Source organism: Kocuria sp. GQ42 (assembly GCF_059758435.1).
Window position 1 is genome coordinate 169,830 of sequence record NZ_JCAXEN010000003.1, and the last position, 13,681, is coordinate 183,510.

The 13,681-nt window shown below is 71.5% G+C and carries 14 protein-coding genes; 5 read left to right on the forward strand and 9 right to left on the reverse strand.

What is annotated here, in order from left to right:
- Positions 1-11 precede the first annotated feature (11 nt).
- Positions 12-980 (reverse strand): dihydrodipicolinate synthase family protein, encoded by a 969-nt coding sequence (locus tag AC6CH6_RS08700; RefSeq protein ID WP_133409655.1) that lies wholly within the window; start codon positions 978-980, stop codon positions 12-14.
- Positions 981-1,168: 188 nt separating this feature from the next.
- On the opposite strand from AC6CH6_RS08700, the gene AC6CH6_RS08705 reads away from it, so the two are divergent.
- On the forward strand, positions 1,169-2,203 hold the full coding sequence (locus AC6CH6_RS08705; protein ID WP_498254838.1) for a LacI family DNA-binding transcriptional regulator: 1,035 nt from the start codon (positions 1,169-1,171) through the stop codon (positions 2,201-2,203).
- 66 nt (positions 2,204-2,269) lie between these two features.
- Positions 2,270-2,476, forward strand: coding sequence for a tautomerase family protein (locus tag AC6CH6_RS08710; protein WP_498254839.1), 207 nt, complete (start codon positions 2,270-2,272; stop codon positions 2,474-2,476).
- A gap of 177 nt (positions 2,477-2,653) precedes the next feature.
- Here the strand turns inward: AC6CH6_RS08710 and AC6CH6_RS08715 are convergent, their stop codons facing one another.
- The 4 genes from AC6CH6_RS08715 to dnaB form a co-directional block, all read right to left on the reverse strand.
- Positions 2,654-3,601 (reverse strand): helix-turn-helix transcriptional regulator, encoded by a 948-nt coding sequence (locus tag AC6CH6_RS08715; RefSeq protein ID WP_498254840.1) that lies wholly within the window; start codon positions 3,599-3,601, stop codon positions 2,654-2,656.
- A gap of 183 nt (positions 3,602-3,784) precedes the next feature.
- A complete protein-coding gene (locus tag AC6CH6_RS08720) occupies positions 3,785-4,525 on the reverse strand; it encodes an alpha/beta fold hydrolase (protein ID WP_498254841.1) in 741 nt (246 codons plus the stop codon).
- A 23-nt stretch (positions 4,526-4,548) separates the two neighbouring features.
- The gene (locus AC6CH6_RS08725) at positions 4,549-5,013 is read right to left on the reverse strand and encodes an ester cyclase (RefSeq protein WP_498254842.1); all 465 of its coding nucleotides are present in this window, start codon (positions 5,011-5,013) and stop codon (positions 4,549-4,551) included.
- A 166-nt stretch (positions 5,014-5,179) separates the two neighbouring features.
- Complete coding sequence (dnaB, locus tag AC6CH6_RS08730) at positions 5,180-7,528, reverse strand: replicative DNA helicase (RefSeq protein ID WP_498254964.1); 2,349 nt, start codon at positions 7,526-7,528, stop codon at positions 5,180-5,182.
- Positions 7,529-7,678: 150 nt separating this feature from the next.
- Here dnaB and AC6CH6_RS08735 point away from each other — a divergent pair, with 150 nt between their 5' ends.
- A complete protein-coding gene (locus tag AC6CH6_RS08735; protein WP_498254843.1) occupies positions 7,679-9,109 on the forward strand; it encodes an amidase family protein in 1,431 nt (476 codons plus the stop codon).
- Between the two features lie 166 nt (positions 9,110-9,275).
- On the forward strand, positions 9,276-10,250 hold the full coding sequence (locus AC6CH6_RS08740; RefSeq protein ID WP_498254844.1) for an ABC transporter substrate-binding protein: 975 nt from the start codon (positions 9,276-9,278) through the stop codon (positions 10,248-10,250).
- Here the strand turns inward: AC6CH6_RS08740 and AC6CH6_RS08745 are convergent.
- Together AC6CH6_RS08745 and AC6CH6_RS08750 are read right to left on the reverse strand one after the other, a co-directional pair.
- Positions 10,247-11,377, reverse strand: coding sequence for a patatin-like phospholipase family protein (locus AC6CH6_RS08745; protein WP_498254845.1), 1,131 nt, complete (start codon positions 11,375-11,377; stop codon positions 10,247-10,249). The two genes, AC6CH6_RS08740 and AC6CH6_RS08745, sit on opposite strands and share 4 nt — an antisense overlap.
- A 468-nt stretch (positions 11,378-11,845) precedes the next feature.
- Complete coding sequence (locus AC6CH6_RS08750; RefSeq protein ID WP_017835045.1) at positions 11,846-12,154, reverse strand: hypothetical protein; 309 nt, start codon at positions 12,152-12,154, stop codon at positions 11,846-11,848.
- A 98-nt stretch (positions 12,155-12,252) separates the two neighbouring features.
- Between AC6CH6_RS08750 and AC6CH6_RS08755 the strand changes: the two genes are divergently transcribed.
- A complete protein-coding gene (locus AC6CH6_RS08755) occupies positions 12,253-12,870 on the forward strand; it encodes a class I SAM-dependent methyltransferase (RefSeq protein WP_498254846.1) in 618 nt (205 codons plus the stop codon).
- 105 nt (positions 12,871-12,975) lie between these two features.
- On the opposite strand, the gene rplI is transcribed toward AC6CH6_RS08755, so the two are convergent.
- Both rplI and rpsR read right to left on the reverse strand, forming a co-directional pair.
- Positions 12,976-13,425 (reverse strand): 50S ribosomal protein L9, encoded by a 450-nt coding sequence (gene rplI, locus AC6CH6_RS08760; protein WP_095650056.1) that lies wholly within the window; start codon positions 13,423-13,425, stop codon positions 12,976-12,978.
- Positions 13,426-13,444: 19 nt separating this feature from the next.
- A complete protein-coding gene (gene rpsR / locus AC6CH6_RS08765; protein WP_017835048.1) occupies positions 13,445-13,681 on the reverse strand; it encodes a 30S ribosomal protein S18 in 237 nt (78 codons plus the stop codon).

Consider the following 13,681-nt stretch of genomic DNA (forward strand, 5'->3'; position numbering starts at 1 on the left):
TGGTTGGGAAGTCACACCACGCTGGTGGCCTGGAAGCCGCGGGTCGTCGTGTACTGGGCGTTGTCACCGATGAGCCCGGCGGAGGTCAGGGCGGCGGAGATCTCCTCGCGCGCGCCTTCGGCCAGGGGCAGCAGCGGCGGGCGGACCACGGCGTTGGGCAGCACCCCGCGCTCGACCAGGCCCATCTTCAGCGCCACGGTGCCCTCCATGTGGGAACCGCGGTGGTAGACGGCCTTGGTGACCGGCAGCAGCTTGTCGTGCAGCGCCCGGGCGGCGGCGTAGTCCTTGGCCTTGCCCGCGGCGATCAGCTCGATCAGCGGCTCGGGGGCGAGTCCGCCGTAGCCGACCAGGGCGCCGTCGACGTCGAACATGGTGTGCAGCAGGTACTCGTCGTGGCAGGTGAGGATCTGCAGCTCCGGGTTCTCCTTGCGCAGCACGGGGATCTCGGTGTCCCAGCGGCGCATGTTGCGCACCCCGTTCTTGGTGGCGAACACCCCGGGCTGGGCGGCGATCTCGAGCTGGGTCCTGAGGTTGTAGGTGGCCTTGGTGGCGTCGGGGTACTGGAAGAGGATCAGCGGCAGGTCGGACTCCTCGTGGATGATCCGGTAGCGCTGCTGCGGGGCGCCGTCCTGGTAGCCGAAGCGCAACCAGCCGTGGGAGGGGTAGACCAGCCCGGCCTTGGCCCCGGCCTCGGCGGCCCGGGCCGCCTCGAGACCGGCGACCTTGTCGCCCTCCCCGGTGATGCCGGCGATGATCGGCACCTCGCCGGCGGCGTCGACCATGGTGCGGATGACGTCGACCTGCTCCTCGGCGGTGAGGTAGGTGCCCTCACCGGCGTGACCGAGGCAGACCAGGCCCTTCACGCCCGGCACGGAGGCGAGCCAGCGGGTCAGGTTCGCCACGGCGTCGTGGTCGACCTCCATGTCGGCGGTGAACGGGGTGACGGGGGCGGGAACGAGACCGCGGAGATCGAGAGACATTGGAGGTTCCTCCTGGGTTGAGAACGTTTGCGGGAACGTTTTCAACTATGATGTGACTCATGACACCTGTCAACACCTCCGCCGGAACTTTCTGTGACCCATCTCATGGGACCCCACCGATCGGACCCGTCTCAGGGCTTGTCCCGTCACGGGCTTTGGTATCGTCCGAGCCATGGACCAGGACGGGCATGGCTGAGCAGGCGGGCTCGCGCACCGTGACGATCCGTGACGTCGCCCGGGTCGCCGGGGTGAGCATCTCCACGGTCTCGAGAGTGCTCGACGACCGCCACCCGCCCTCGAAGTCCCCTTCGGCCGAACGCGTCCGGGCTGCCGCGGCCGAGCTGGGCTATCGCCCCGATGCCTACGCCTCCGGGTTGCGCCGCCAGCACACCGGCACCGTCGGGGTCCTGGTGCCGCGGCTGTCGGACACGGTGATGGCGGTGTTCTTCGAGGAGGTCGCCCGGGCGTGTGCGCGTCAGGCCGGTTTCGCCATGGTGGCCACCACCGAGGACCGGCCCGAGGCCGAGAAGGCCACCGTGGAGACCCTGCTGCGCCAGCGCGTGGACGGGCTGATCCTGACCACCGCCCGCCTGGAGGACCCCGTCGCCGCCCAGCTGCGGGCGCAGGGGGTGCCGCACGTCCTGGCGCTGCGCACCGATCACATCAGCCCGTCGGCCACCGGCGACGACGAGCTCGGCGGGTACCTGGCCACCCGCCATCTGCTGGATCTGGGCCACCGGGACATCGCCCTGGTCGCCGGGCCCTCCTACGCCTCCACCGCCGTAGCCCGGCAGGCCGGCTACCGCCGCGCCATGTCCGAGGCCGGCCTGACCGAGGTCGACCACCTCGTCCACGAGTCGACCTTCGGCATGGACTCCGGGGAGACCGTCGCCCGGACCGTCCTGGCCGGCGCGCACCGGCCCACGGCGATCTTCGCCGTCAACGACAACACCGCCATCGGCGTGCTGGCCGCCGCCCAGGCCGCCGGACTGTCCGTGCCCGGCGATCTGTCGGTGGTCGGCTACAACGACATCCCCGTCTCGGCCCGCCTGCCCGTGGCCCTGACCACCGTGCGGGTGCCCTTCGACCAGATCGCCGCCAACGCCGTGGAGCTGCTCACCCAGCAGCGCACCGGCGGCCTCGGCGAGCCGCGCCGAGTGGTCACCCCGACTCTCATTCCGCGCCAGTCCACCGCCCGGCCCCCTGCCGCACGCACTGCCTGAGGCCGCTCCGGCCGCCAGCACGACCCACCACCGCCGGCTCTCGGGAGTCTGCAGAACGGAGACAGCATGCCCATCGTCACCATCAACATGGTTGCGGGTCGAGACCGCGCCGTGGTCCAGGACTGCCTGCGCGAGGTCGCCAGGACGGTCTCACGCACCCTCGACGCCCCGCTGTCCTCCGTCCGGGTGCTGGTCAACGAGGTCGACCCGGAGCTGTGGACGGTCGGGACCACCCTCAAGAGCGACGACCGCCCCTCCGCCCCTGCGTCCTGAGCAGCCCATGAGGTCGCCGGCGTGGTCGGCTCCCGGCAGGTGGAGGTGCTCCACGAGTGCCTCGACGGTCGCTGAGGGCGAACGAGCCGCAGCCGACGTCTCTCGTGCAGTGCTCGCACTGGCGAATCACCTCGCCGATGGTGGCCGGGCGCGGGCCCACCGTTCCGACGGCGGCCCTCAGCGGTCCAGGGTGCGGCTCGGCGTCGTCCCGTAGACCTGCCGGTAGTACTGCGCGAAGCGTCCCGCATGGGTGAAGCCCCACCGGGCGGCGATCCCCTTCACGGTGTCCCCGCGAGCCGGGTCGCCGTCCTGCAGGTCCCGGTGGGCGGCGTCCATCCGCGTCCGGCGCAGGTACTGGGCCGGGGTCAGGCCCAGGGGATGATTGGCCCGGAACGCCCGTACCAGGGCCTTCGTGGTCGTCCGGGCGGCGCGGGCGGCGTCCTCCACGGTGATCGGGTCCGAGGCGTGGTCGTCGAAGAACTGCGCCGCGATCCGGTAGCGGCGGGACTGGGCCTCCATGGACAAGTACCGCTCCTCCCGGTCCCCGAGCAACGGGAAGCACTCCAGCAGACCCACGGCCAGGTGACGGGTCAGGTCGGCGCGCACCATGGGCTCCTCGAAGACCGTCGACCCCAGCATGTCGGCACCACGGCGCACCAGGTCCGACCAGTACTCACCGAGCCGGGCGCTGACCGGGGCGGACGAGCTGAAATCCACCGGGGTCCCCTGGCCGTAGACGGTGTCGGCCGTGGCCTGCACCAGGCCCACCGGCAGGTGCGCCATGGTCACGTCGACGTCCTGCGCCACCACCAGGGACGGGTGCTCAGGGCGGAACAACACCGATGAGCCCGCAGCCGCGTCGCCGATCTCCGCGCGGATCTGCCAGTCGTACCGGACCCCTCGCACGTGGGCCACCGTGAAGACCTCGGTGTCCCCCCACAGGGACATCGTTCCGCCCACGTGCACCGCCGACATGGCGACCTGGCCGTCCCCGGCCCTCGACAACCGGTAGGAAAACGCCGGATCGGTGGAGCTGTAGCCGAAGCGCATGCCGGTCCGCTCGCCGAGCGCGGGCAGCACCTCGGGATCCAGGATCGTGAGCTCGTGGCGGAACACCTCACCCATGAGTCAGCACCGCCTCCCGCCCAGGGCCCACCCCACGGGGGCTCTGCTCCAAAGAACCATTCTCCAGATCTGCCGGAGGGCTCGCACCATTGTGACCCGACACTTCGACGACCCGCCCCCACACCGCCCAGTTCGCCCGGGACGGCGACGAGGAGCCGGCCTCCGGGATGTCTGCTTCTCGCGTCAGCGCGTTGCGGCCAGGAAGCGGTGGAGCACCTCGTTGTAGGGCGCCCCGGTGCGCTGGACGCTGTGGCCGGCACCGGGCACGACGGCCCGCTGGGCCTCGAGCTCGCGCTCGAGGACATCGCAGACGGCGTCGAAGACCGGGCTGTGACTGCCGGAGACGACCAGCTTCGGAAAGGGCGCCTCCCGCAGGGCGCCCAGCGGGATCCGGGCCTCGTCGGTGAGGCGTTCGTGCCGGAGGAGCTGCGCGTTCTGCAGCAGCGCGGGCGGCAGCGGGTCCGGCGGGGTGACGGCGCTGCCGACATAGCCGATGAACGCGTGCAGGAACGCGGTGGGATCGGCCGGGCCCTGGTCCCACAGCTCCCGCAGCCCCCGGGCGTAGTCGCGCACGATCGGGTCGTCGGGCAGCAGGCCGAAGGCCGGCGGTTCGTTGACGGTCAGGGACCGGACCATCCCGGGGCGCTGGGCGGCCGCCAGCAGGGCAACGACGCCGCCGTAGGAGTGCCCGACCAGGTGCATGGGCTCGGTGAGCAGTTCGGCGACGTCCCCGGCGTCGACCTCGAAGTCCTCGACCTCGACCGGCGGGTTGGGGAAGTAGCCGCGCCGGTCCACCACGACCAGGTGCCAGTGCTGGGCCAGGGGGCGCTGGGCGTCCCAGGTCATCGCCCCGCCGGTGACGCTGCCGTGGACCAGCAGCACGGGCGGACCGGCACCCCAGTGCTCGACGTGGATGCTCGGCATGGGCACCTCCCGTGTCCGCGTGGTCAGCTCAGGCCGAGCTGTTCCTGCTGGGTCGCGAGATCGTAGTAGCGCCGCTCCTCCACGATCAGGCCCTCCTCGTCCAGCCGATCGAAGAAGGCCATGGGGAATCGCAGCCGGCGCCCGGTCGCGGGGACGTCCCCGGTGGGCAGCGCCAGCGTTCCGTCGTGCGTGCCGGTCATGGTCGCCTCGACCGCGGTCACCGGGCCGTCGACGACCGTGCTCGTGACCTCCATGCCCAGGTCCGGGAAGGCCCGGAGGAAGTCAGCGATGTCCCGCTCGATCGCGGCCCGACCCCGCAGGGGCTCGGGGTACTGCGGGTCGACGACCACGGCGTCCTCGGCGTAGAAGGAGACGAAGCGGGCAACGTTGTGAGCGTTGATCGCGGCGATCTGTTCGTCGAGCACCCGCCTGCTGAGCCCCCCGGGATCCTTCCCCGGGTCCGTCGCGTCTGCGGTCGGTGCGGTCATGGCAGGCTCCTCGTCTCCGAGATTTGACACCACCATGGTCCCCCCGGCCGGCAACCCCGACAACGTTCGTTAGGCAATCGTTGGGACCGATCCGGCGGCACGGCCGTGCCGCTCCGCGGGACACCCGAGGCGAGCAGCCGGGAGCACTCCTCGGCCTGTGTGCGGGTCAGAGCCCCTCGTGCGCCATGTTCGCGAACCGGGAATAGTGGCCCTGGAACGCCACCACGATCGTCTTGGTGGGACCGTTGCGGTGCTTGGCCACGATCACGTCGGCCTCACCGGCACGCGGCGACTCCTTGTCGTAGACGTCGTCGCGGTGCAGCAGGATCACCATGTCCGCGTCCTGCTCGATGGAGTTGTGCACCGCGATGCCGTTGGCAACGAAGTTGTGGTTGCCGAGCACAGTTGCGTCGAAGACCTCTTCCTCGCCCTCGTGCTCGATGGACACCACGGAATCCCACATCAGGTCGTTCACGGCGGTGAGGTCCATGTCGGCGTCGTCGAGCAGGGCTGACACCCGGGCCAACTTCGGGGCGGGCCCGGGTAGGCGGAGTTCGTCGACCCCCTCGCGCACCAGCGTTCCCACGGGAACGGGATCGGCTAGGACGTCGCCCACGCTCTGCCAGAGCTCGGCGTCGGAGCCGGCACCCGACGGCTCGTCGAGGAACCCCAGAAGGTCTCCCGCGGCGTCGACGAACGCGCTGGTCCGGCCGATCTCCCGGAGGAAACGCACCTGGTCGTCCGCGGCGGACACGACCAGCTCGGACCGGTCCGGCGACCATGTGGTGGAGATGCCGAACCGCAGCAGGAGCCGGCTGAACCGGTCCGCCGAGGCAGCGTCGTCGAACGACGCGGCGACCTTCGCCTCCGGTCCATCGTGGCCGATGTGCCCGCGCTCCGCCCAGTAGGTCTGGACGAAGCGCCGGATGTGCGCCTTGGGCAGCGCGAATACGGCGTCGGGCAGCGGAGCACGGCCGGCCGCGAGCACCCGGGCGGCGACGTCGACCTGCGCGTCGTCCCACTCCGTGCGCTGCGTCGGTCCGTCAGTGTGCCGAGGCACGCCCAGCCGATCCCCCACGGACAGCTCGCCCAAGGGTTTCCACCCCTGGTACGTGAAGAACGGGTGGTTCGCGGTCGCCCGGACCGTCTTCCCCGACGCCAGCGTGAGCCGGCGGACCGGCTTGACCCCTGTCGAGAAAACGTGGGTGAGCGTGCGTTCGACGTAGCGCATGTCATCGCCCAGCGACCACACAGGGACATCCTTGGCCCCGGACTCGAACAGCTCGCCCATGGTGACCTCGGCTCCGGTGTCGGAACGGAGAATCCGAGTGTCCGCAGTGAGACAGCCCGACTCGCGGAGGTCAGACACCATCGGCTTCTTGTCCTGACGCTGCTCGGAGCCACGGTTCAGCTGCGACAGCGCGATGACCGGGACCTCGAGCTCCTTGGCCAGCAGCTTCAGGGCACGGGAGAACTCCGAGACCTCCTGCTGGCGGGACTCGACCTTCTTGCCGGAGCTCATGAGCTGGAGGTAGTCGAGCACCACGAGCTTGAGATCGTGCTTCTGCTTGAGCCGGCGACACTTCGCCCGGATCTCCATGAGGGACATGTTCGGGGAGTCGTCGATGAACAGCGGAGCGGAGTCCATCTTGCCCATCGTGGTAGCGATCTTGGCCCACTGCTCGTCCTGCAGCCGGCCCTTGCGCAGGTCCTGCATGTTCAGCGTGGCCTCGGCGGAGAGCAGGCGCATGGCGATCTCGTTGCGGCTCATCTCGAGGGAGAAGATCACTGTGGTCTGGTTGTGCTTGATCGCCGCGGACCGCGCGACGTCGAGGGCCAGGGTGGATTTGCCCATGGCCGGTCTGGCCGCGATGACGATCATCTGACCGCCCTGGAAGCCCTGGGTCAGCTCGTCGAGCTCGATGAAGCCGGTGGGCACGCCGCGCATGCCCTCGCCGCGGGAGCCGGCGGCCTCGATCTCGTCGACCGTGGACTCGATGACCTCCTTGAGCACCGTGTAGTCCTCGGAGGAGCGGCGCTCGGCCACCTGGTAGATCTCGGCCTGGGCGGCGTTGACGATGTCGTCGACCTCGCCGTCGGAGCTGTAGCCGAGCTGCACGATCTTGGTGCCGGCCTCCACGAGCCGGCGCAGCACGCCGCGCTCGCGCACGATCTCGGCGTAGAAGCCCGCGTTGGCCGCGGTGGGCACGGAGGAGATGAGGGTGTGCAGGTACGCGGGACCGCCGACGCGCTCGATCTCGCCGCGCTTGGTCAGCTCGTCCGCCACGGTGATGGCGTCCGCCGGCTCGCCGCGCCCGTACAGGGAGATCACGGCCTCGTAGATGGACTCGTGGGCGGGCTTGTAGAAGTCGACGCCGCGCAGGACCTCCACCACGTCCGCGATCGCGTCCTTGGACAGCATCATCCCGCCGAGCACGGACTGCTCCGCGACGTTGTCCTGCGGCGGGGTCCGGCCGTACTCCCGGTCGCTCCCGGACGAGCGCTCCGACACCATCGACACCTGGTCCACCTCTCCCCGCGCACCCCGCGGACAGCGGAGCGCGCACACGACGACGCCGCCCCGATCTTCCGGGCAGCCCCTCCATTCTCGCACCGACCGCGGACACCGCTTGCCGCCCGGGCCCGTCCGTGGACACCATGGATCATGACGCTCACCACAGACCTCAGCGGCCCCTGTTCGTGGGACATCAGGACCACCCGGGCGGAGCTGGCCGCGGGCCGGATCAGCCACGTGGAGCACCTCGACGCCCTGCTGGAGCGCCTGCCCACGGCGCAGCGGCTGGGCGCGGTGATCAGCGCGGACCCGGAGCTGGCCCGGGCCTTCGCCCACGCGCTGGACCGCCGGGAGACGCGGGGCCCGCTGACGGGGATCCCGCTGGCGGTCAAGGACATCGTGGACGTCGCGGGATTCCCCACCACCGGCGGGACCCGGTCGCTGGAGCACGACGTGGTGGCGCGGGACGCCCCCGCGGTGGCCCGCCTGCGCGAGGCCGGGGCCCTGTTCGCCCTCAAGACCAACCTGCACGAGCTGTCCTTCGGCATCACCTCCAACAACGGCGCGTACGGGCCGGTGCGCCACCCTGCCGACCCGGCGCTGAGCCCCGGCGGCAGCAGCGGGGGCTCGGCGGTGGCCGTGGCGGTGGGCCTGGTCCCGGCCGCGGTCGCCGCGGACACCGGGGGCTCGGCCCGCATCCCCGCCGCCCTGTGCGGGATCGTGGGCTTCCGGCCCACACTGGGCCGCTACCCGTCGTCGGGCGTCCTGCCGATCGCCCACTCTCGGGACACGATCGGCCCCATGGCCCGGACCGTGGACGACATCGTGCTGCTGGACGCCCTGCTCGCGGGTGAGCACCCGCTCGGCGCGCCCGGCGCGCGGCACCTGGAGTTCGACAATGAGGGCCCCGGCCCGCTCCACGGCGTCCGGCTCGGCGTGCCCGAGCTGTTCCTCGAGGACCTGGAACCGGGCGTGGACACGGTCTTCGGCGCGGGCCTGCGAGCGCTGGAGGCGGCCGGCGCGGAGCTCGTGCCGGTCGACGTCCGCCCCGCCCGGGAGCTGGCCGCCGCGGCCGGCATGACGATCGCCCTCCACGAGTTCCTGCCCGATCTCCAGGCCTATCTGGAGGCGCGCGGCACGGGGCGCTCCCTCGACGAGGTGCGGGACGGGATCGGCAGCCCGGACGTGCGGCGGATCTGGGAGCTGGCGCAGGTGTTCCGCGCCGCCGACGACGACTACCGCGCGGCCCAGGAGGAGCGCCGGCTCGCCCTGCGGCTGTACACCGGGGCGATGCAGGCCCAGGGGGTGACGGCCCTGGTGCAGCCGACGTGCCCGCTGACGGCCCGGCCGATCGGCGACGACGAGACCGTCGAGCTCAACGGCCGGCGCGTGCCCACCTTCGACACCTTCACCCGCCACTCCGACCTCGCCGGCATCATCGGCACGCCCGGGATCAGCCTCCCCGCCGGGCGCACCGCGGAGGGCCTGCCGGTGGGCCTGGAGCTCGCGGCGGGGCCGGGTGCGGACGCCGTGCTGCTGGACCTCGCCCGCACCGTGGAGGCGCTGCTGCGCGACCAGTGAGCCGCCGTGGTGCTTTTCGGGGGACAGCGCAACGATTCAGAGCTACAACCGTTGACGAATCCAACGGTCGCCCTCTACGGTGAGGTCACCGATGTGCGTGATGCATCTCACAGCGGATTCGCCGGTGCCGGGCGCCGGCAGGACCGACCCGAGGAAGAGGACCCCCATGAAGCACCCGTTCGCCAGAGCAGCCGCCGTCGGAACCGTCCTGACGTTCGCCCTGACCGCCTGCGGCGGCGGGGGGAGCACCGGCGGCGGCGGGGGCGGCGAGGAGCTGCAGCCGCTCACCATCGGCGTCATCCCGATCGCACCCTCCGCGCCCGTGCAGCTCGCCCTCGACGAGGGCATCTTCGAGAAGCACGGCCTGGACGTCACGATCGAGACCGCCCAGGGCGGCGCCGCCATGCTCCCGGCAGTCTCGGGCGGCTCCATGGACATCGGCGTGGGCAACCCGCTCTCGGTCATCCTCGCCAAGGACCAGGGCCTCGACATGAAGATCCTCAGCGGCTACAGCAGCTCCATGGCCGAGGGCGAGGACATCACCGGCGTGGCCGCCAACCAGGACGCCGGCATCGCGTCCTGGGCCGACCTGGCCGGCAAGCGGGTCGCGGTGAACACGATCAACGGCCAGGGCGACCTCACCATCAAGGAGGCCGTGAGCAAGGCCGGCGGCGATCCCGACGCCGTGAACTTCGTGGAGATGCCCTTCCAGGACATGCCGGCCCAGCTGGAGCGCGGGGAGATCGACGCCGCCTGGGTCCCGGAGCCGTTCCTGACCCAGCTGATCAACGGCGAGCAGACCGCCCTGGTCGGCTACAACTACCAGGACACCGTCCCGGGCCTGGACACCATGGTCACCTTCAGCAGCACGGCGTTCACCGAGGAGAACCCGGAGGTCCTCGAGGACTACAACGCCGCGATCGACGAGGCGCTCCAGTTCGCCCAGGAGAACCCCGACCGGGTGCGCGAGACCATCGTGAGCTTCCTCAACATGCCGGAGGAGGTCGCCACCGACCTGCGGCTGGAGGAGTTCGACGCGGAGGTGGACCGCGACGAGCTCGAGACGCTCGCCGAGCTGATGCTCAAGTACGACGTGATCGACACCGAGGCGAACCTGGACGAGATCGTCCAGGCGGACTAGGACCGCGGCCGCGCCGGCGGGAACTCGTCGGCGCGGGCGATGGCCTCCTCGGTCATCCGCCGGCCGAGCTCGATGAGCTCCCCGGCGCGGTGGAAGTCCAGCAGCCGCCCGGCGCTCTTCGGCACGGTGATGAGCAGGTCGGGCGGGTAGCCGGCCAGCCGGTAGCGCAGCACCATCGACTGCAGCACTTCGAGGGAGAGCTGCATGACGTCGAGCGTGCGCAGCCCCGCCGGCAGGGCGCCGAAGCCGACCTGGGCGAGCTCCTCCGCGGCCTCCTCGGCGGCGTCCACCAGCGCGTCCTGGCCGACGTCCTGGACGGCGCCCTCGACGAGAGCCTCGGCGGCGTCCACCGGGGCCGACCCGGCGGGGCGCAGGAACCGGGACGGGGTGCTGCGGCCGCGCGTCTCCGCGAAGCGCTCCAGGACGCTGCGCGTCAGCTCGCGGTCCAGGACGCTGCGCGTCAGCTCGCGGTCCAGGACGTGGGAGGCGCTGCGCCGGAACCGCTCCGCCCACTCCTCGGACGGCCGCACGGCGGACGTCTCGTGGGCCGGGACCCTGCCCTCCCCGGACTGCTGCCCCCCGGACAGGGAGACGGCCACCGTCACGTCCGCGCGGGTGGCGACGGTCGCGGCGATGGGCACGGGGTTCATGATCCCCCCGTCGGCGAGCAGCCGGCCGTTGAGCATGACGGGCGTGATGATGCTCGGCAGGGCGATCGAGGCGCGGACGGCCACGTCCACCGGGCCCTCCTGGAACCAGACCTCCTTGCGGGCGAGCAGGTCCGTGGCCACCGCCGTGAAGGGGATGGGCAGGTCCTCGATGAGCCGGCCGGCGAGCAGCTCGCGCACCTTCGCCATGATCTTCTCCGCGCGGATCACCCCGGGCGCCGAGGGGGACGGGTCCAGAAGCCGCAGCACGTCCCGCTGGCTCAGACCCCGCACCCACTGCGCGTACGCCTCCATCTGCCCGGCGGCGTGGAGGCCGCCCACGAGCGCCCCCATCGAGTTCCCCGCCACGGTCACGATGTCGTAGCCGCGCTCCTCGAGCACCTCGATCACGCCGATGTGGGCGTAGCCGCGGGCGCCGCCGCTGCCCAGCGCCAGGGCCACGCGCGTGCGTGGGGACATCCGCCGCTCCTCTCCCGCAGGGAACCGGCCACTGGACCGGCCGGGTGCCCCGAGCCTAGCCCGCCGGCCGCGGAGGGCGGCTCCCGGACCGGGTGCCGGACCAATGGCCGGACCAGCTCGGGAAGGACGGAAGACCTTATCAGCCGGCGGGGTTTTCCACCCTGTGGACAACCGGTGGAAAACGCCGTGGACGGCTGTGCACAGGTTGGGGAGAACCCTGTGGAAAGTTATGCACAGGGTTCCACAAATCCTCTTCTGACCAGGAGTGATGGTGATGCACACCCTGTGCAGGACGGACCCGGACAGCTCCGGTGCCGTCCACAGCGCGTGTTCTCCGACTCGTGTTCCGGCCCACGTCGGAGGCCGGTCCGTCAGGAGCACCGCGCACCCGGACCGCCCCGAGCCCCACGTGGGCGCGACGGACCGGCACGCCCTGTTGGGGGAGCTGGAGGAGGCCTCCGCCCGCCCTCAGGACACCGAGGCGAGCAGTGCCAGCCACAGCAGCGGGTGGCAGAGCACCGACAGCCCCAGCAGCACCAGGAACCGGACCCGGTCGGACGCGAACCCGATGGCCCCCGCGAGGGCCACCACCGCCGTCACGGTGGCCCCCACCGCCGCCGCGACGAAGCCGATCACGAAGAACGCCATGGAGGTCTCGGGCCCTGCGGAGTTCCCGCCCAGGAACGCCACGACAAAAGCCAGTACGGTGAAGAGCAGGCACCCCACGCCGAACCAGTACAGGGCGGACGGCGAGACACGGGAGATCAGGGACGGCATGCACCCATTGTCCCCCGGGGAACCCGACGGCACCGCCGCACCGGCCCGCGGGTGCCCGAACGCCCGACCGACGCACCCGACCCCTCCAGGAGATCCCCGTGGACGACAACCAGCGCATGTGGGAGGACCGGTACGCCTCCGGGGGGTCCTCCCCCGACGGCGCCCAGCCACACCCCGAGGTGGCCGCCCTCCTGGACCGGACGGCCCGGGAACGCACGGGCGGCCCGCCGACCGCCCTCGACCTCGGCGCGGGCACCGGCCGCCACACCCTGGCCCTGGCGGCGGCCGGCTACGACCCCACCGCCGTGGACTTCTCCCCCAGCGCCGTGCGGACCATCACCGGGGCACTGGCGGAGCGCGGCCTGCCGGGCCGCGCCCTGGTCGCCGACCTGCGGACCTGGACACCCGAGCAGGAGCAGCGCTCCGGGCCCGACGCCGTGCCCCCGCAGTTCGACCTGATCGTCGCCGCGTACTTCCAGCACGACCTGGCGCTGCTGCGCCGCGCCGCCGAGTGGCTCGTCCCCGGCGGCCGGCTGCTGTGGATCACCCACGCCCCCGGCAGCGTCGAGGGCCCGCCCCCGACCGTGCCCCGGCCGACCCTCCAGGAGACCGTCGCCGTGCTCGAGGGCAAGGGACTGGACCTGCTGCGCGCCGATCAGGTGCGCACCACCGACACCGCGCTCGACGTCGTCGTCGAGGCCCTCCGGCCCCGCTGAGCGATCCCGCCGGCCGATCCCGCTGTGGACGCCGGACATGCGGAAAGGGCCCCCGCGGCGCACCGCGGGGGCCCTTTCCGTGCTTGCACGGACCGGAGGAACCGATCAGGCGGGGACGACCTCGAACTCGACGTTCGCGTTGACGTCCTCGTGCAGACGCACGGAGGCCTGGTACACACCGGTGGTCTTGATGTGCTGGTTGAGCTCGACCTTGCGCTTGTCCACGGAGCCGAGGCCGGCGGCCTCGACGGCCTTGGCCACGTCCTCGGCCTTGACGGTGCCGAAGAGGCGACCCTCGGAGCCGGCCTTGACCGGGATGGTCACGGTGGCCGAGGTCAGCTTCTGCGCCAGGACCTGGGCGTCCTCGAGCGAGGCGACCTCGCGCGCGGCGCGGGCGGCCTTGATGCTCTCGATCTGCTTCTGTCCGCCGCGCGACCACGGGGTCGCGAAACCGCGCGGGAAGAGGTAGTTGCGGGCGTACCCGTTCTTGACCTCGACCACGTCACCGGCAGCGCCGAGACCCGTGACCTCGGTCGTCAGGATGATCTTTGCCATGAGTGTCTGTCCTCTCTGATCAGCGGCCGGCGCCGGAGTAGGGCAGCAGCGCGACCTCGCGGGCGTTCTTGATCGCCAGGGCGATCTTGCGCTGCTCCTGCACGGTCACACCGGTGACGCGGCGGGCGCGGATCTTGCCGCGATCGGAGATGAACTTGCGCAGCAGCGCAACGTCCTTGTAGTCGATCTCAGTGACTTTGGCAGCCTTGAGCGGGTTCTGCTTTGGTTTGGGCTTACGGAGTTCAGCCTTGGCCAT

Coding starts and splice junctions, on each gene's coding strand:
- rplI (WP_095650056.1), bottom strand. CDS start 13,425: ATGGCAAAGATCATCCTGACGACCGAGGTCACGGGTCTCGGCGCTGCC.
- AC6CH6_RS08740 (WP_498254844.1), top strand. CDS start 9,276: ATGAAGCACCCGTTCGCCAGAGCAGCCGCCGTCGGAACCGTCCTGACG.
- dnaB (WP_498254964.1), bottom strand. CDS start 7,528: ATGGTGTCGGAGCGCTCGTCCGGGAGCGACCGGGAGTACGGCCGGACC.
- AC6CH6_RS08735 (WP_498254843.1), top strand. CDS start 7,679: ATGACGCTCACCACAGACCTCAGCGGCCCCTGTTCGTGGGACATCAGG.
- AC6CH6_RS08705 (WP_498254838.1), top strand. CDS start 1,169: ATGGCTGAGCAGGCGGGCTCGCGCACCGTGACGATCCGTGACGTCGCC.
- AC6CH6_RS08700 (WP_133409655.1), bottom strand. CDS start 980: ATGTCTCTCGATCTCCGCGGTCTCGTTCCCGCCCCCGTCACCCCGTTC.
- AC6CH6_RS08710 (WP_498254839.1), top strand. CDS start 2,270: ATGCCCATCGTCACCATCAACATGGTTGCGGGTCGAGACCGCGCCGTG.
- rpsR (WP_017835048.1), bottom strand. CDS start 13,681: ATGGCCAAGGCTGAACTCCGTAAGCCCAAACCAAAGCAGAACCCGCTC.
- AC6CH6_RS08715 (WP_498254840.1), bottom strand. CDS start 3,601: ATGGGTGAGGTGTTCCGCCACGAGCTCACGATCCTGGATCCCGAGGTG.
- AC6CH6_RS08745 (WP_498254845.1), bottom strand. CDS start 11,377: ATGTCCCCACGCACGCGCGTGGCCCTGGCGCTGGGCAGCGGCGGCGCC.
- AC6CH6_RS08725 (WP_498254842.1), bottom strand. CDS start 5,013: ATGACCGCACCGACCGCAGACGCGACGGACCCGGGGAAGGATCCCGGG.
- AC6CH6_RS08750 (WP_017835045.1), bottom strand. CDS start 12,154: ATGCCGTCCCTGATCTCCCGTGTCTCGCCGTCCGCCCTGTACTGGTTC.
- AC6CH6_RS08720 (WP_498254841.1), bottom strand. CDS start 4,525: ATGCCGAGCATCCACGTCGAGCACTGGGGTGCCGGTCCGCCCGTGCTG.